13 protein-coding genes are annotated in these 17,475 nt (G+C 71.1%); all 13 read right to left on the reverse strand.

Annotation, left to right across the window (positions count from 1 at the left end):
• Positions 1-137 precede the first annotated feature (137 nt).
• The 13 genes from HDC93_RS02145 to HDC93_RS02205 all read right to left on the reverse strand — a co-directional run bounded on the left by HDC93_RS02145 (position 138) and on the right by HDC93_RS02205 (position 17,402).
• On the reverse strand, positions 138-1,199 hold the full coding sequence (locus HDC93_RS02145; protein ID WP_311774471.1) for an SCO3242 family prenyltransferase: 1,062 nt from the start codon (positions 1,197-1,199) through the stop codon (positions 138-140).
• On the reverse strand, positions 1,196-2,392 hold the full coding sequence (locus HDC93_RS02150; protein ID WP_185006560.1) for an inositol-3-phosphate synthase: 1,197 nt from the start codon (positions 2,390-2,392) through the stop codon (positions 1,196-1,198). The genes HDC93_RS02145 and HDC93_RS02150 overlap by 4 nt, the downstream gene beginning before the upstream one ends.
• 85 nt (positions 2,393-2,477) lie before the next feature.
• Positions 2,478-6,200, reverse strand: coding sequence for a ThuA domain-containing protein (locus HDC93_RS02155; protein ID WP_185006562.1), 3,723 nt, complete (start codon positions 6,198-6,200; stop codon positions 2,478-2,480).
• Positions 6,201-6,462: 262 nt separating this feature from the next.
• Positions 6,463-7,461: a sugar phosphate isomerase/epimerase gene (locus HDC93_RS02160; RefSeq protein ID WP_185006564.1), complete on the reverse strand. Its 999-nt coding sequence runs from the start codon at positions 7,459-7,461 to the stop codon at positions 6,463-6,465.
• A 13-nt stretch (positions 7,462-7,474) separates the two neighbouring features.
• On the reverse strand, positions 7,475-8,686 hold the full coding sequence (locus HDC93_RS02165; RefSeq protein WP_185006566.1) for a Gfo/Idh/MocA family protein: 1,212 nt from the start codon (positions 8,684-8,686) through the stop codon (positions 7,475-7,477).
• 55 nt (positions 8,687-8,741) lie between these two features.
• On the reverse strand, positions 8,742-9,788 hold the full coding sequence (locus HDC93_RS02170) for a substrate-binding domain-containing protein (RefSeq protein WP_185006568.1): 1,047 nt from the start codon (positions 9,786-9,788) through the stop codon (positions 8,742-8,744).
• Positions 9,789-9,805: 17 nt separating this feature from the next.
• A complete protein-coding gene (locus tag HDC93_RS02175) occupies positions 9,806-10,825 on the reverse strand; it encodes an ABC transporter permease (protein ID WP_185006570.1) in 1,020 nt (339 codons plus the stop codon).
• The gene (locus HDC93_RS02180; RefSeq protein ID WP_185006572.1) at positions 10,822-12,339 is read right to left on the reverse strand and encodes a sugar ABC transporter ATP-binding protein; all 1,518 of its coding nucleotides are present in this window, start codon (positions 12,337-12,339) and stop codon (positions 10,822-10,824) included. Before HDC93_RS02180 ends, HDC93_RS02175 begins: the two co-directional genes overlap by 4 nt.
• Positions 12,340-12,449: 110 nt before the next feature.
• Positions 12,450-13,631, reverse strand: a complete 1,182-nt coding sequence (locus tag HDC93_RS02185; RefSeq protein WP_185006574.1) for an ROK family transcriptional regulator — start codon at positions 13,629-13,631, stop codon at positions 12,450-12,452.
• A gap of 309 nt (positions 13,632-13,940) precedes the next feature.
• Positions 13,941-14,618, reverse strand: coding sequence for a GntR family transcriptional regulator (locus HDC93_RS02190; RefSeq protein ID WP_185006576.1), 678 nt, complete (start codon positions 14,616-14,618; stop codon positions 13,941-13,943).
• A gap of 188 nt (positions 14,619-14,806) precedes the next feature.
• On the reverse strand, positions 14,807-15,745 hold the full coding sequence (locus tag HDC93_RS02195) for a beta-ketoacyl-ACP synthase III (protein WP_185006577.1): 939 nt from the start codon (positions 15,743-15,745) through the stop codon (positions 14,807-14,809).
• 216 nt (positions 15,746-15,961) lie between these two features.
• Positions 15,962-16,102: a hypothetical protein gene (locus HDC93_RS02200; protein WP_185006579.1), complete on the reverse strand. Its 141-nt coding sequence runs from the start codon at positions 16,100-16,102 to the stop codon at positions 15,962-15,964.
• On the reverse strand, positions 16,071-17,402 hold the full coding sequence (locus tag HDC93_RS02205; RefSeq protein ID WP_185006581.1) for an OFA family MFS transporter: 1,332 nt from the start codon (positions 17,400-17,402) through the stop codon (positions 16,071-16,073). Before HDC93_RS02205 ends, HDC93_RS02200 begins: the two co-directional genes overlap by 32 nt.
• Positions 17,403-17,475: the final 73 nt, after the last annotated feature.

Below are 17,475 nucleotides of genomic sequence, written 5' to 3' on the forward strand. Positions count from 1 at the left end.
CCGGGCGGAGGCAGTACCGGGTGAGGCGCCGGGCCGGGCAGGGGCGGTGCTCGGCGCTGTGGCCGGCTGGGCGTCGGGGGTCGGTGAGGCCGTGGCACGGCTCTCCGGAGCACTGGCATGGGCATGGGCATCGGCGCTCATGTGACGCTCACCTTCTTCGCGAACCGGGTTCCGAGGGGGGCGAGCGCGGCGATGAGAAGTGCCGTGGCCGTGCTCCGGGAGCGCGCGGTGAGGGCGGCCTGGAGGGGGATCGTGGCGCGGATGCCGGCGCCGACGGCGCGCTGGGTGAGGGGAGGTGAGGGGTTCAGGGTGGCGTGGAAGTAGGGGCGGGCGGTCTTCGCGGCGTACGCGGCCGTAAGGGCGGTGGCGAGCAGTTCTCCAAAGTCCTGCGCCGGGAACCGGTCGGCCCGGAGACCTGCCGGCCTGTGCCCGGTTGCCGGCCTGTGCCCCGTTGCCGGCCGGCGGCCTCTCGTCGGCCCGCCGGAGCCGCGGCGCGTCACCAGTCGGGTCAGCAGGGCCGTCGTCGCGAGGGCTGCCAGAGGCGGCACGGGTGAGCCGCCCTGGGCCTCCTGGCGGGAGACCGTGGTGACGGCGAGGGTGTGGGTACCGAGGAGGGCGGCGGAGGGCAGGGCAGGGCGGGTGCTGCCGCTCGTGGCCGCGGCTCCCAGGAGCAGGTCGAGGCCGCGTGCCGTGCCCATGGCCACGGGCCCGGCGGATGTGTGCTTCAGGCCGAGGTCGTACGCCCAGACGGTCGCCGCGAGGGGTGCGGCGACGGCCAGGGCCGGGCGGCCCGCCCCGGCGGCCAGGGCCAGTCCGGCTCCGGTGAGGGCGCAGGCCGCCGTAAGGGCGGCGGCGGGCCGGATGCGGCCGGAGGGCAGGGGGCGGTGCGGGCGTTCGACGGCGTCCACGTCGCGGTCGGCCCAGTCGTTGAGGGCCATGCCGGCTTCGTACAGGCAGAGGGAGGAGGCGATGGCGAGCAGGGTGCGGGTGTTGGGGGACGCGCCGGTTGCGGCCGCGCCGGCCAGGGCGTCTCCGGGGACGCTGAAGAGGGCAGGCAGGCGCAGGAGTTCGGCCCATGCGCGGCCCCGGTGGGAGCGGCCGGGGCATCCGCAGGGGGGCTGCGTGTCACCGGCAGTGGCCCGAGGAGCGGCGGTGGGCGTCTCGTCGGGGCATCCGCAAGGGCTTTCGCGCAGCGTCACCGTGCTTCTCCCGTCGCCTCGGGGCCGCTCACCGGCCCCGCGTCACGGCCCACGCCCTCGCCTTCTCCCTCTCCCCGTCCCAGGCTCCGGCCGAACCGGACCAGTGCCTCGTACTGCTCGGACAAGCCCGAGGGGCCCTCCCCCACCGGGTCCTTGAAGTAGAAGCCGAGCGCGCCGAGGGGTCCGGACAGCCCTGTCTCGTGGGCCCGGGCGGTCAGACGGGCCAGGTCGAGGACGAGGGGTGCGGCCAGGGCCGAGTCGCAGCCCTGCCAGATGGTCTGGAGGATCATGCGGGTGCCGAGGAAGCCGTCAAAGGCGATGTGGTCCCAGGCGGTCTTCCAGTCGCCGAGGGCCGGGACGTCGTCGATGTGGACCTCGCCCTCGGGGACGGTGCCGAGGGTGTCGGCGAGGACGCGTTCCTTGCCCGCGTTCTTCGCCGCGGCGGCGGCCGGGTCGGCGAGGGCGGCGCCGTCGCCGCCGCCCAGCAGGTTCGTGCCGGACCAGGCCCTGACCCGCAGCGCGCGTTGCGCGAACATCGGGCCCAGCACGGCCCGCAGCAGCGTCTGTCCGGTCTTGCCGTCGCGGCCGGCGTGCGGCAGGCCGGCGCCTGCGGCCTCGCCGGCGGCGACGGGGTGGTGCATGCCTTCGGAGGGGGTGAAGTTGACGTAGGGGCAGCCCGCGCGGAGGGCGGCCAGGGCGTAGAGGGTGCTGGCCGGCAGGGGGGCGTCGGGCCCCTGGGAGGCGGGTTCGGTGGAGGCGACGTTCACGACCACGGCCCGCTCCAGGTCGTGGCGGTGGATGAAGTCGCGTATGTCGGCGGCGAAGGCCGTGATCAGTTCAGCCTGGCTCCTGGTGTCCCCGGGGATGGGGCCGCCGGGCCTGATCTCCCGTTCGGCTGCGGCGAGTTCGGCGGTGACCGCGGTGGCGACGCCGGGTGGGAGGACGCCGCCGGCGGTCAGGGTCTCGGCGCGTTTGGGCAGGGGACTGTCGAGGGTGTCGTGTCCGCCGAAGACGAGGTCGGACAGCGCGGGCAGACCGCTGCCGGTGAAGGCCGGTGTTTCGGTCACCATGCCGGTGGGCGGGTGCAGTCCCGCGGCGACGGCGGCGCACCCCGTGACGACGGTGGTGGCGACGGAGCCTCGGGCTCCGATCAGCCACACCCCCACACGCGGTCGGGAGAGGGACGCGGACATGGGCAGCCTCCTGATCGTGCGCGAGACCCGCGCGGGACGTGACGAGACGGCGGGCGGGGGTCCGGCGTCCCCCGCCCGCCGCCGTTCAGTCGCCCTGGACGGGCAGTTCCTTCAACTGGATGTTGCGGAAGGAGACCTGGTCACCGGCGCCGTGGTTCTGGAGGCCGATGTAGCCGTCGGTCAGGCTCCGCTGGGGGTCCTTGTTGGTGAAGTCGTTGATCTTGACTCCGTTGAGGAACACCTGGAGGCGTTCGCCCTGGACCTTGATCTCGTAGGAGTTCCACTGGCCGGGCGGCCGCAGAACCTGGTCACGGGCCTTGATGTTGGCCGACTTGAACGAGTAGACGGAGCCCGTGGTGCGGTCGGCCGCGTCCGTGGCGTCGATCTGGATCTCGTAGCCCTTGTTCACCGCGGACCAGGGGTCGTCGGAGGCCGGGAAGCCCACGAAGATACCGGAGTTGTCGTCGCCCCGCATCTTCCAGTCGAGCTTGAGCGAGTACGACTTCAGCTCCTTGGCCTGGTACCAGAGCAGGCCCATGCCGCCCTCGGACTCCAGGGTGCCGTCCTTGACGTTGAACTTGCCGGGACCGGCCTGCTTCCAGCCGTCCAGGGTCTGGCCGTTGAAGATCTTCCGGTAGTCCTTGCCCGGCTTGCAGTCCGCCTTCACCTGGCCGGTGGCGTACTGGAGGCCGCCGAGCAGATGGGCGCGGAAGGCTTCGTCGGCGTAGGACTCCTTGGTGTGGCCGCCGCCGGTGTAGAAGGAGCGGCCGCCGCCGTAGCTCTGGCACCAGGCGATCGGGTGGTCGCCCCTCATGGTGCCGCCCTGGTAGGTGGTCTCGTCGAGGGTGGCGAGGACCTTGGCCTGCTCACGGGGGTTGGTGCGGTAGTTGTACCACTCGTCGGTGCGCTCCCAGGCGTCGTCCAGGTGCCCGGTGGCCGGGTGGTCGTGGTCCTCGACGCGGACGGTGGCCTTCTGGATGGCCGGGTGCGAGTCGAAGTAGGCGCCGACGAGGCCGCCGTAGAACGACCAGTCGTATTCGGTGTCGGCTGCCGCGTGGATCCCCATGTATCCGCCGCCGCCGGCCACGTAGTTCTCGAACGCCTTCTGCTGCTCGGCGTTGAGGACGTCACCGGTGGTGGACAGGAAGGCCACGGCGTCGTACTTGGCGAGGTTGGTCGTGGTGAACTGCTTGGCCTCCTCGGTCGCGTCGACCGTGATGCCGGCCGGGCCGCCGAGTTCCTTCAGCGCGGTGATGCCGGCCGGGATGGAGTCGTGGCGGAAGCCCGCGGTCTTGGAGAAGACCAGGACCTTCTTGCCGCCCTTGAAAGGCTCCTTGGAGAACTCGAAGTCGTCCACGTCGTACAGCGCACCCTCGCCGCCCTTGAAGACCAGGTAGATGTCAGTGGTCTTCTTCGGCAGCGACCGCAGCGGCACGTCGACGTTCTGGAACGTCTCCCAGCCGCCGGTCGGCGGGATGTAGGACGAGCCGTGCAGGGGCCCGTCGGGCGAGCCGGTGCGCAGTTCGATGAAGCCGCCCGCGCCGCCGGAGGAGGCCCGCACGGTCATCTTCTTCTGCCCGTCGAACCGGTAGGGGGAGAAGGAGATCCAGTCGCCGTCGTTGATGTCGCCGACGGTCTTGCCGCCGTTGGCGCCGGTCTTGTCGATGACCGACACGCCGGACTGGGTGGTGAAGTGCTCGCCCTGGCGGTGCAGCGGCTGGAGCACGGTACGGGCGGTGCCCGTCAGCGCCTCCTGGCCGTTCGCCCCGCCGTCGGTGTAGCTCGCGCCGACGACGCCGTAGATGTTGGCGTTGGGGTCGTGGCCGCCGTCACCCGGGGGCGGCGTCAGGGTGCCCTCGCAGCCCATCTCGCTGGTCAGCTCGTGGGCGTGGGAGTCGTGGCCGAGGCTGTAGGAGACCTTGACCTTGGAGCAGTCGACCGTCTCCTCGGGGTCGGTGACGGTCACCTTGAACGGGACGGGCTTGCCGAACTCGGCCAGGGCGCCGTTGCCCGGGACGTCGATGCGCACCTTGGGCTCGGTGTTGCCGACCACGATCCGGACGCTGGCGTTGCCGGTGTTGCCCTCGGGATCCTTGGCGGTGAAGGTGGCGCTGTAGGTGCCGACCTTCTTGTACTTGTGGGTGGGGTTGAGGCCCTCGCCCTTGGTGCCGTCACCGAAGTCCCAGCTGTAGGTGAGATCGGGAGAGTCGGCGTCCTTGGCGGAGGCGGTGAACTTGACCTTCAGGCCGGCCGCGCCGGACGTCTTGTCGGCGCTGACCTCGGCGATCGGGGAGAAGCCGTCCTCGGCGTTCTCGATCCGGTACAGCGCGGAGTGCTCGTCGCCCTGGAACCAGGAGACGCCGTAGTCGAGGACGTAGAGCGCGCCGTCGGGGCCGAACTCCATGTCCATGATCTGGGTGCCGGTCCACGGGAAGTCGTTGATCTTCGCGACCGAGCCGTCGTCGTTCTGCTCGATCCGCTTGATCCAGCGGCGGCCGAACTCGCCGGCGAAGAAGTCACCGTCGTAGGCCTCCGGGAACTTCACGCTGGAGTCCAGCTCAGGGTCGTAGCGGTAGACCGGGCCGCCCATCGGGGACTCCGAGCCGCTGCCGAACTCGGGCACGGAGCCGCCGTCGTACGGGATCCAGGCGGCCTGCGCGGGCGGCAGGTCGGTCAGGCCCGTGTTGTACGGCGAGGTGTTCTTCGGGGCGTTGCAGTCGAACGTCTCGCCGGATTCCTTGGTGGCGAAGTCGTAGTCGACGTACGGGTCGTTGTCGCCGGTGCAGAAGGGCCAGCCGAAGTTGGCCGCCTTGGTCACCTTGGCGAACTCGACCTGGCCGCCGGGGCCGCGCTTGGGGTCGGCGGCGCCGGCGTCGGGGCCGTAGTCGCCGACGTAGACGGTGCCGGTCTTGTCGTCGACGCTCATCCGGAACGGGTTGCGGAAGCCCATCGCGTAGATCTCGGGGCGGGTCTTCTCGGTGCCCGGGGCGAAGAGGTTGCCCTCCGGGACGGTGTAGGAGCCGTCCTCGGCGACCTTGATGCGCAGGATCTTGCCGCGCAGGTCGTTGGTGTTGCCGGAGCTGCGGCGCGCGTCGAAGGCCGGGTTGCGGTTCGGCCGGTCGTCGATCGGCGTGTAGCCGTCGGAGGCGAAGGGGTTGGTGTCGTCGCCGGTCGACAGGTAGAGGTTGCCGTCGGCGTCGAAGTCGATGTCCCCGCCGACGTGGCAGCAGGTGCCGCGGGAGGCCGCGACGTCGATGACCTTCTTCTCGCTGGCCTTGTTCAGCGTGCCGTTGGCGTTCAGGGTGAAGCGGGAGAGGCGGTTGACGCCGTCGAACTTCTTGAAGTCCTCGGCCGTGCCGGTCTCCGGGGCGTCGCCCGCGGGGGTGTCGAGCGGCGGGGCGTAGTAGAGGTAGATCGCCCGGTTGCTCTTGAAGTCCGGGTCTATGCCGACGCCTTGGAGGCCCTCCTCGTCGTGGCTGTAGACGTCGAGTTTGCCGGCGATCTTGGTGACGCCGCCCTGGTCGGTGAGGCGCAGTGTGCCGTCGCGTGAGGTGTGCAGGACGCTGCGGTCCGGGAGCACGGCGAGCGACATCGGCTCGCCCGTCTCGGGCTCGCCCTTGGCGAGCGGCACCTGCTGGAACTGGCCCTCGGCGGCTGCCGGTTCGTCGTGCTCGGGGTGGCCGGGGTGGGCGCCGGCGACGGTGGCCGGGGTGCCGACGGCGAGGAGCAGTCCGGTGAACAGGGCGACGGTGGCGCGAAGCCCGGGACGCCTGGGGGTGGCGGTGCTTCTGGGTCTGGTTCTGTGCACGAAGTCCCTCCGGGAACGGGGTGGGCCGTACGGGGTGGGTGCGGGGCGTGCGGTGCGGGCGCCGGGGTGCGCCGTCACCCCGGAGGTGGTTGTGTCCTGAACACATCAAGGACGGTATCCGTGTCCGTCCGGGGCGAACACCCCTTGAAGCAGACTCGGTTGTACTTTCTCCCAGCACAGGACAAAGCAGGATCCGTGTAGGTCGGAGGGGGGCCCGGCGGTGCTGCCGGTCCCCGCCCCCGACCTGCGCCGGGTCCGTGGTTCAGCTGTTGAACGCGGCGTCGAAGGACGCGCTGGGTGGCTCGAAGTCGAAGGCCTTCAGCCGCGTCAGGGCCTCCGGCGCCCCCTGCAGACGGTCCATGCCGGCGTCCTCCCACTCGACCGAGACGGGACCCTCGTAGTCGATGGAGCGCAGCATTCGGAAGACATCCTCCCAGGGGACGTCGCCGTGCCCGGCGGAGACGAAGTCCCAGCCGCGCCGCGGGTCGCCCCAGGGCAGATGGGAGCCGAGGCGGCCGTTGCGTCCGTCGAGGCGCTTGCGGGCCTCCTTGCAGTCGACGTGGTAGATCCGGTCGCGGAAGTCCCAGAGGAACCCGACCGGGTCGAGGTCCTGCCACACGAAGTGCGAGGGGTCGAAGTTGAGGCCGAAGGCGGGGCGCCGGCCGACCGCCTCCAACGCGCGGGCCGTCGTCCAGTAGTCGTAGGCGATCTCGCTGGGATGGACCTCGTGCGCGAACCGCACGCCCTCGGCGTCGAAGACGTCCAGGATCGGGTTCCAGCGGTCGGCGAAGTCCTGGTAGCCCCGCTCGATCATCGCCTCGGGGGCGGGCGGGAACATGGCGACCAGGTGCCAGATGGCGGAGCCCGTGAACCCGATGACGGTGTTCACGCCGAAGGCCGCCGCGGCCCGGGCGGTGTCCTTCATGCGTTCCGCGGCCCGCTGCCGGACTCCTTCCGGGTCTCCGTCGCCCCAGACCGCTTCCGGGACGATCGCCTGGTGCCGCTCGTCGATGATGGCGTCGCAGACCGCCTGGCCGACCAGGTGGTTGGAGATCGCCCAGCACTTGAGACCGTACTTGTCGAGCAGGGCCCGGCGGCCGTCGAGATAGCCGGGATCGGCCAGCGCCTTGTCGACTTCGAAGTGGTCGCCCCAGCAGGCGAGTTCGAGGCCGTCGTAGCCGAAGTCGCGGGCCAGGCGGCAGACCTCCTCCAGGGGCAGGTCCGCCCACTGGCCGGTGAACAGAGTGAAGGTGCGCGGCATCCTCATGGCCTCCTCAGACCGCGATCGGCGTGTAGACGGAGTTCTTCTCGGCGCTCTCCTCGACCGCCGCGAGCACGCGCTGCACCTGCAGCCCGTCGGCGAAGGAGGGTTCGGGGCGGCGGCCCTCGGCGATGGCGTGGACGAGGTCGCGGGCCTGGTGGACGAAGGTGTGCTCGTAGCCGAGGCCATGGCCCGGCGGCCACCAGGCGTCCAGGTAGGGGTGGTCGGGTTCGGTCACGAGGATCCGTCGGAAACCGGCCTCCACACCGGGCTCGGAGGCGTCGTGGAAGGACAGCTCGTTCAGCCGCTCCAGGTCGAAGGCGAGCGAGCCGCGCTCCCCGTTGAGTTCGATGCGCAGGGCGTTCTTGCGGCCGGTGGCGTAGCGGGTGGCCTCGAACGAGGCGAGGGCGCCGGAGGGGAAGCGGGCCGTGAACAGCGCGGCGTCGTCGACGGTGACCTGCCCGGTGCCGGCGGACGTGACGGCGGACAGCCCGCTCGTGGCGCCGGTGGGCAGGGGCCGTTCCCGTACGAAGGTCTCCGTCAGCGCGGAGACACCGGCCAGCGGCTCCCCCACCAGGTACTGCGCGAGGTCGACGATGTGCGCCCCCAGGTCGCCGAGCGAGCCCGAGCCGGCCTGCTCCCTGCGCAGCCGCCAGGTCAGCGGGAACTGCGGGTCTACCAGCCAGTCCTGGAGGTACGTCACGCGCACGTGCCGCAGCCTGCCCAGACGGCCCTCGGCGACCATGCGGCGGGCCTGGGCGGTGGCGGGAACGCGGCGGTAGTTGAAGCCGACCATCGCCACCTGGCCGCGGGCGTGGGCCTCTTCGGCCGCCAGCGCCATCGAGGCGGCTTCCTCGACGGTGTTGGCGAGGGGCTTCTCGCACAGGACGTGCTTGCCCGCCGCCAGGGCGGCCAGGGCGATCTCGGCGTGGCTGTCCCCGGGGGTGCAGATGTCGACGAGGTCGACGTCGTCCCGTTCGATCATGGCCCGCCAGTCGGTCTCGGTGGAGGCCCAGCCGTGCCGGTCGGCCGCCGCGCGGACGGCGGCGGCGTCCCGGCCGCAGATCACGGCCTGCACGGGGTGCAGCGGCAGGTCGAAGACACGTCCCGCGGTGCGCCAGCCCTGGGAGTGGGCGGCGCCCATGAAGGCGTAGCCCACCATCCCCACGCGCAGGGGTGGCTTCCCTGCCTCGGTCCCTTCCGACTGCTCCTGCGGCTGTCCCATACGGGTGTCCTCCTCGTCCTGGTCGGGGTGGCGCACGTGGGGGGTGCGGGGTGGCTCACTTGAAGCCGGTGGACATGTACTGGTCGACGTTGGTCTTGTCGACGACGGCCGAGTAGAGGGTGAGCGATGACGGGATCTCGAACTCGGCGAGGCCCCCGATGCCCTTGCTCTGGCCGAGGGCGCGGGCGAGATCGATGGCCGAGGCGGCCATGGTCGGCGGGTACAGCACGGTCGCCTTGAGCACGCCGTCGTCCTGCTTGATGGCCTGGAAGGCGGAGAGCGCGCCGGCGCCGCCGACCATGAGGAAGTCGTCGCGCCCGGCCTGCTCGATGGCGCGCAGCGCGCCCACGCCCTGGTCGTCGTCGTGGTTCCACAGCGCGTCGAACTTCGACTGGGCCTGGAGCAGCTGGGCCATCTTGGCCTGGCCGGACTCGACGGTGAACTCGGCGGCCTGCCGGGCGACCTTCTTGATGTCGGGGTAGTTCTTCAGGGCGTCGTCGAAGCCCTGGGTGCGCTGCTTGGTGAGCTCCAGGTTGTCCAGGCCCGCCAGTTCGATGACGCGGGCGCCGGACTTGCCCTTGAGCTTCTCGCCGATGTAGTGCCCGGCGTTGAGGCCCATGCCGTAATTGTCGCCGCCGATCCAGCAGCGGTAGGCCTGCGGGGTGTTGAAGATGCGGTCGAGGTTGACGACCGGGATGCCGGCGCGCATGGCCTTCAGGCCGACCTGGGTGAGGGCCTTGCCGTCGGCGGGCAGCACGACCAGGACGTCGACCTTCTTGTTGATGAGGGTCTCGATCTGGCCGATCTGCTGGGCGGTGTCGTTGGAGCCCTCGGTGATCTCCAGGGTGACGTCGGAGTACTTCTCGGCGCGGCTCTTGGCGTTGTCGTTGATGGCGTTGAGCCAGCCGTGGTCGGCCTGCGGTCCGGCGAAGCCGATGGTGACCTGCTTGCCGGGCTTGTCGTCGGCGGCCGGCTGGTCGTTGCCGGCCGGCTCGTCCTTGGAGCCGGACGGCTCGTTGCTCGTGCACCCCGTGAGCAGGGCACCGGCGGAGACGGCGGCGGCCCCGAAGAGCAGCCCTCTGCGGCTCGTGATCTCGGTCATGGCGGGGGAACCTTTCCTCAGGTCGTGCTCGCGGTACGGCGCTGGACCAGCACGGCGGCGACGATGATCGCGCCCTTGGCGATCTGCTGGACGTCGCTCTGCAGGTTGTTCAGGGCGAAGATGTTGGTGATCGTGGTGAAGATCAGGACGCCGAGGACGGAGCCGGTGATGGTGCCCCGGCCGCCGGTGAGGAGGGTGCCGCCGATGATCGCGGCGGCGATGGCGTCGAGTTCGTAGAGATTGCCGTTGGTGTTCTGGCCGGAGCCGGCCAGGACGATCAGCAGGAAGGCGGCGATGCCGCAGCACAGCCCGGACAGCAGGTAGAGGTAGAGCCGCTGGCGGCGGACGTCGATGCCGGCGAGCCGGGCGGCCTCCGGGTTGCCGCCGACGGCGACCGTGCGGCGTCCGAAGGTGGTGCGGTTGAGCACCAGCCAGCCGATGATGGTGACCACGGCGAACACCATGACCAGCGGCGGGATGCCGAGAACGTAGGCGTCGCGCTCCCCCAGGTCGAGGACGGACGGCACGGTGACGATCTGCGTCCTGCCGTCGGTGATCTGGAGGGAGAGGCCGCGGGCGGAGGCCAGCATGGCGAGGGTGGCGATGAACGGCACCATCGCGCCGTAGGCGATGAGGACGCCGTTGACCAGGCCGCAGCCGACTCCGACGACGACCGCCGTGAAGAGGATGCCGGCGAAGCCGTACTCCTGGGTGGCGACGGTGGTGGCCCACACGGAGGCGAGGGCGACGATCGCGCCGACCGACAGGTCGATGCCGCCGGAGACGATGACGAAGGTCATGCCGACGGTGACGACACCGATCACCGAGGCCTGGGTGAGGACGAGTTGCAGATTGCGGGTGTCGAGGAACTCGTCGGGCTTGGTGATGCCGCCGATGACGATCAGCACGGCGAGCACGCCGAGCAGGGACAGCGTGCGGACGTCGGCGCGGATCAGCAGGCCGCGCCAGGCGGGGGGCCGGGCCGGGGGCACCTTGTCGGTGCTGCTGTCCAGCGGCGGGGAGAAGGGCTGCGTCATGACGCCGGGCTTCCTTCCATGACCAGGTCGAGTACGCGGTGTTCGTCGAGTTCGCGGGCGGGTGCCGTGTGGACGACACGGCCCTCGCGCAGCACCAGCACACGGTCGGCGAGGCCGAGCACCTCGGGCACCTCGCTGGAGACCAGCAGGACGGCGAGGCCCTCGTCGGCGAGCCGGCGGATGACCGCGTAGAGCTCGGCGCGGGCGCCGACGTCGACGCCGCGGGTGGGTTCGTCGAGCAGCAGCACCTTGCAGCCGCGCAGCAGCCAGCGGGCGAGGACCGCCTTCTGCTGGTTGCCGCCGGACAGGGTGCGCACGGGCACGGACGGGTTGTCCGGCCGGAGCGACAGCTCGCGGGTCGCGGCCCGGGCGGCACCGAGTTCGGCGCCCCGGTCGATCCAACCGCCGCGCGAAAAGCGGGACATGGAGGAGACCGACACGTTGCGGGTGACGGACTCCAGCATCAGCAGGGCCTGTGCCTTGCGTTCCTCGGGGGCGAGCCCGAGTCCGGCCCGGACGGCGGCCCGTACGCTGCCCGGCTTCAGGGCCCTGCCGTCGACCAGCACCTGACCGGTCGTCGGTTTGCGGGCGCCGTAGACGGTCTCCAGGATCTCGGAGCGGCCCGAGCCGACGAGTCCGGCGAGGCCGACGATCTCCCCGGGCCGCACGTCGAGGTCGAGCGTGTCGAACTCTCCCTGCCGTGACAGTCCTCGGACCTTCAGCACGGGTTCCGCGGACGGCGGGGAGACGGGCCGGTCCGGGAAGACGTACTCGACGTTGCGGCCGGTCATCAGGGCGACGACCTCGTGGGTCGGGGTCGACTTCGCGGGGAGTCCGCCCGCGACGGCCCGCCCGTCCTTCAGCACCGTCACCCGGTCGCCGATGCGGCGGATCTCCTCCAGGCGGTGCGAGATGTAGACGACGGCGACTCCGGCGGCGGTGAGGTCGCCGACGATGCGGAAGAGGTTGCCGACCTCGTCCGGGTCGAGGGCGGCGGACGGCTCGTCCATCACGATGAGCCGCACGTCGTGGGAGAGCGCCCGCGCCATGGACACGATCTGCTGCTGCGCCGCCGACAGTTCGCCGACCAGCCGGGACGGATCGATCTCCGCGTGCCCGAGTCGCTTGAGCAGCGCGGCTGTTGACGCCTTGGCCGTCGTGCCGCGTACGACGAAGCCGGCGGCGGTCGGCTCATGCCCCAGGTGCACGTTCTCGGCGACCGACAGGTGTTCCACCAGGTCGAGTTCCTGGTAGATGGTGGCGATGCCGAGGCGCATGGCGGCGATCGGCGAGCGCAGTGTCACCTCCTCGCCCCGCCAGCGGATGGTTCCCGTGCCGGGCTGGTGGGCGCCGGCCAGGACCTTGATGAGGGTGGACTTGCCGGCCCCGTTCTGGCCGAGCAGGCAGTGCACCTCACCGGCCTGGACGTCGAGGTCGACGCCGTCGAGGGCCCGGACTCCGGGGAACGACTTGGTGATGCCGGACATGCTGAGCAGCGGTGGTTCTGGTGCCATGCGGATTCCCCTTGGCGGGCGGGCCGGTGTCAGGGCGCTTGTCGAACAGGCGTGTTCAGGGCAGGGCAGAGCGGTGAGCTGTGCTGGTGCTCCGTTACGGAGGTGCGGGCTTACGCGGGTGAGAACAAGTGGTCGCTGATGAGCCGGGCCGCGCCGATGACGCCGGCGGTGGGGCCGAGCTCGCCCAGGACGATGGGCAGGTTGCCGGTCGCCAGGGGCAGCGACTGGCGGTAGACCTGGGTGCGGATCGCGGCGAGCAGGGTGTGACCGAGGCCGGTCACCCCACCGCCGATCACCACCAGGCCGGGGTTGAAGAAGCTGACCAGGCCGGCGATGACCTGGCCGGTGTGGTTGCCGCCCTCGCGGATCAGATCGAGGGCGGCGGCGTCGCCCGCGGCGGCCGCGGCGGAGACGTCGACGGCGGTGAGGCCCCCGTTCGTCTCCAGCCGTGCGGCCAGTTCGGGCGAAAGCCCCTGCTGGGCCGCCTCCGTGGCGTCACGAGCGAGGGCGGCCCCGCTGAAGTGGGCCTCCAGACAGCCCCGGTTGCCGCAGGCACAGGGGCGGCCGTCGGGGACGGCCTGGATGTGCCCGATGTCGCCGGCGCTGCCCGTCGTCCCGCGGTAGACCTCACCGCCGACGACGATGCCGCAGCCGATGCCGGTGCCGATCTTGACGCAGAGGAAGTCGGCGACGGTGCGGGCGACGCCCGCGTGCTGCTCCCCCATCGCCATGAGGTTCACGTCGTTGTCGACCATGACGGGGCAGCCGAGTTCCTGGCTGAGCGCCTCCCGCACGGGGAAGCCGTCCCAGCCCGGCATGATCGGCGGTGCCACCGGGATGCCCTCGGGGAAGCGGACGGGGCCCGGGACGCCGATACCGGCGCCGTCGAACCCCTCCGCGAGCCCGGAGGCCCTCAGTTTCGCGGCCATGGCCAGGACCTGCTCGAAGACCGCGACGGGGCCTTCGCGCACGTCCATGGGCTGGTTGAGGTGCCCGAGGGTCTCCAGCTCGGCGTTGGTGACGGCGACGTCGACCGAGGTCGCGCCGATGTCGACACCGAGGAAGCGCAGTTCGGGGTTGAGCCGGATGTTGTGGGAGCGGCGGCCACCGCGCGAGGCGGCGAGTCCGTCGGCCACGACCAGCCCCGTCTCCAGCAGCCGGTCCACCTCCACGGCCAGTTTGGACCGCGAGAGGTCGACCTGGTCGCCCAGCTGGGCACGGGAGTTGGGGCCGCCGTCGCGCAACAGTCTGAGCAGTCGGGCCTGGTGGGCGTTTCCGGGTCGTGCGGTCATGCGTCTCACGAGCCCCTCCCCGCCTCGATCGGCCTGTGCGCGCCGGTTTTCCGCCACCTCGGTGGCTTGCTTTCGGAGGGAACGTAGCAGCGGCTGCCGGGAGTGGGAAGAAGTCGCGCAGGAATTGCCCCCTACTTTTTCCACTCACAGGACAAAGAAGCGGTGACGGGTGCCCTGCCTCGCAACTGGGCATGGTGGCGTCATAAAACCCCGGAGCCATGGGACCCCGGGGCTTGGGACCTACACAGATCTACGGATCTACGGAGGAGCCACCGAGTTACTGAGCCACTGAGCCACTGAGCCCCTCAGCTACGACCGGGAACGCGCATGGTACGAGCGGCGCGTGTGCTCGGTGTGTTCGCGCATGAGCTGGGTGGCGCGCTGTTCGTCCCGGCCGGAGACCGCGGCGATCAGCTCGCGGTGCTCGATCCAGGACTGATGGCCGCGCCGACGCGCCACGGGCGTGTAGTACCAGCGCACGCGCCGGTCGACCTGGGCGGCGAGTTCGGCGAGGACCGCGTTGCCGGCGAGTTCCATGATCTTGGCGTGGAAGCGGGCGTTCATGGCGACGGCCCCGTCCACGTCGTCGGCCTCGACGGCCTTCTCGCCCTCGGCGCACAGTGCTTCGAGGGCGGCGATGCCCGCGCTGTTCGCGTTGGCCGCCGCGAGCCGGGCGGCCTCGGCCTCCAGGAGCGTACGGACCGTGAGGAGCTGGTCGGCCTCCTCCTCCGTCGGCTCGTGCACGAACGCGCCCTGGGCGGGCCGCAGATCGACCCACCCCTCGGTGTTGAGTCGCTGCAGCGCCTCGCGCACCGGCTGCCGGGAGACCCCGAGATGCCCGGCGAGTTCACTCTCGACGAGATGCTGACCGGGCTGCAGCGCACGGGTGGTGATGAGTTCGAGCAGTGCCTCGTAGACACGGTCGCGCAGCGGACCCGGGCGTTCCAGCTTGGGTACCGCCCCCTGGGGCAGGCCTGTCGACAGCATCGCGGTCCCCCTCCTCGGCAGGGCCGTGCACAGCGCGGCGCGAGCCGGTGTCGCCGCAGACTCAGTATGGATTGTCTTTCGTCTACAGTCTACGGCGCACAAGAACCAGGGCTTCGGGGAGTTGACCGCGCCACACCGCCCGCCCCTGCCCGCTCAGCCCGCCCCGCCGCTCAGCCCGCTCAGCCCGCTCAGGGGCAGCGCACGACCTGCCCCGCGTACGACAGGTTCCCGCCGAAGCCGAACAGCAGCACCGGATCGCCCGTGCTGAGCGCCCCCTGCTCGACCAGCTTCGAGAAGGCCAGCGGGATGCTCGCGGCCGAGGTGTTGCCGGACTCGGTCACATCGCGCGCGACGACCGCGTTGACGGCGCCGATCTTCTCCGCGAGGGGTTCGATGATGCGCAGGTTCGCCTGGTGCAGCACCACTCCGGCGAGGTCGGCCGGCTCCAGCCCGGCCCGCTCGCAGGCCCGGCGCGCGATGGGCGGCAGCTGTGTGGTGGCCCAGCGGTAGACGCTCTGCCCCTCCTGCGCGAAGCGCGGCGGGGTGCCCTCGATCCGGACCGCGTTACCCATCTCGGGAACCGAGCCCCACAGCACCGGTCCGATGGCCGGCTCGCCGGCGGCCTCGACCACCGCGGCCCCGGCCCCGTCGCCGACGAGCACGCATGTGGTGCGGTCGCTCCAGTCGGTCACCTCGGACATCTTGTCGGCCCCGATGACCAGCACCCGGCTCGCGCCCCCCGCGCGGACGGCGTGGTCGGCGGTGGCCAGGGCGTGGGTGAAGCCGGCGCACACGACGTTGAGGTCCATGGTGGCGGCCTGCGGGATGCCCAGGCGGGCCGCGGCCCTGGCCGCCATGTTGGGCGAGCGGTCGACGGCCGTGGAGGTGGCGACCAGCACCAGGTCGATGTCCGCCGGGGTCAGTCCGGCGGCGGCGAGGGCCTTGGCGGCGGCGTGGGCGGCCAGCTCGTCGACCGGCTCGTCGGGTCCGGCGATGTGACGCGTGCGGATGCCCACCCGGCTCCTGATCCACTCGTCACTGGTGTCCACCAGGTCCGCCAGGTCCTCGTTGGTGAGGACCTTGGCGGGCTGGTAGTGGCCGACGGCGGCGATGCGCGAGCCGTTCATTGGGTGGATCCCCCTCGTTGCCTTGGGTAGCGGATCCACCAGTCTGATCAGTGACTCACGGGTACGACGGCAGCCAAGGCGACAGGAAACCGGCGCCGGGGTTGTCAGCTTCGGTCAGGAGCTCGGACGCCCGGACACCTGTCGAACGCCAACCCGGCGGCCCGGCCGCCACCCGCGCCCGAGCCCCTGCCCCTGCCCCTGCCCCTGCCCCTGCCCCTACCCGTTGAACAGCTGCGTCGCCTTGCGGACGAGCTCGTACAGCCCGTAGGCGAGCGGTACGCCCACCCACACCCAGGCGAGGGCGATCAGCCACCGCCGGTCCGGGCTAGGCGGACTCTGACTGCTGTCGCTCGACACGGGCGGCCTCCTTCGGGGCGGGGACGTGGTGGCGGGGGTCGACGGGCCGCACCAGTTCGTTGGCGACGAAGCCGACGACGAGCAGCCCGATCATGATGACGAACGACAGCCCGTACAGGGACGCGCCGTGCCGGCCTGCCTCCTCCTGCCGGTCGGCGATCCAGTTCACGATCAGCGGTCCGAGCACCCCGGCCGTGGACCAGGCGGTGAGCAGCCGCCCGTGGATGGCGCCGACCTGGTACGTACCGAACAAATCCTTCAGATAGGCCGGAACCGTGGCGAAACCACCGCCGTAGAAGGAGAGGATGACCAGCGCGCACAGGACGAACAGCGGCTTGGAGGAGTCGCCGAACAGTGCGATGAGGGCGTACATCACGGCGCCGACGCCCAGGTAGACGCGGTAGATGTTCTTGCGGCCGATGAGGTCGGACGTCGAGGACCAGCCGATGCGGCCGGCCATGTTCGCCGCGGACAGCAGCGCGACGAAGCCGGCGGCGGCCGTCACCGACACCGGGGTGGAGGTGTCCGCGAAGAAGTCCGTGATCATCGGCGCGGCCTTCTCCAGGATGCCGATGCCGGCGGTGACGTTCATGCAGAGCACGATCCACAGCAGCCAGAACTGCGGTGTGCGGATGGCCTGTCGCGCGGAGACCTGCGGGCCGGCGAGGACACTGGGCCCGCTCTCCACGGGCTTCTCGGTGCGGGGCACCCGGACCAACAGCACACCCAGCAGCATGAACACGGCGTACGACAGCCCGTGCACCAGGAAGGCCAGCGCGATGCCGGAGCTTTCGCTGCCGAACGACTCCAGCATCCGGGCCGACCACGGCGAGGCGATGAGCGCGCCGCCGCCGAAGCCCATGATGGCGATGCCGGTGGCCGTGCCGGGCCGGTCCGGGAACCACTTGATCAGCGTGGAGACGGGCGAGATGTAGCCGATGCCGAGACCGATGCCGCCGACGAAGCCGTAGCCGAGGACGATCAGCCAGTACTGCTCCAGGGACGCGCCCAGCGCGGAGAGCAGGAAGCCGGAGGAGAAGCAGAGCAGCGCGACGGTCATCGCCCAGCGCGGGCCGTTGCGCTCCACGAGGGTGCCGCCGAACGCGGCGGACAGACCGAGCATGACGATGCCCAGCTGGAAGGGCAGCGCGCTCTGGGTGCCGCTGAGGCCGAGCGCGGACTCGAGGGGCGGTTTGAACACGCTCCAGGCGTAGGCCTGGCCGATGGAGAGATGTACGGAGAGAGCGGCGGGCGGGACGAGCCAGCGGCTCCAGCCCGGGGGCGCGACTGGGGGACTCATGAACCCCGGACGGTAGGGATGCGCACGGGAGTTGAGAAGACGCGACGTCGACCGTATGCGGTGAACGGTATGC

Source organism: Streptomyces sp. AK010, assembly GCF_014207295.1.
In the GTDB taxonomy this organism is placed as follows: domain Bacteria; phylum Actinomycetota; class Actinomycetes; order Streptomycetales; family Streptomycetaceae; genus Streptomyces; species Streptomyces massasporeus.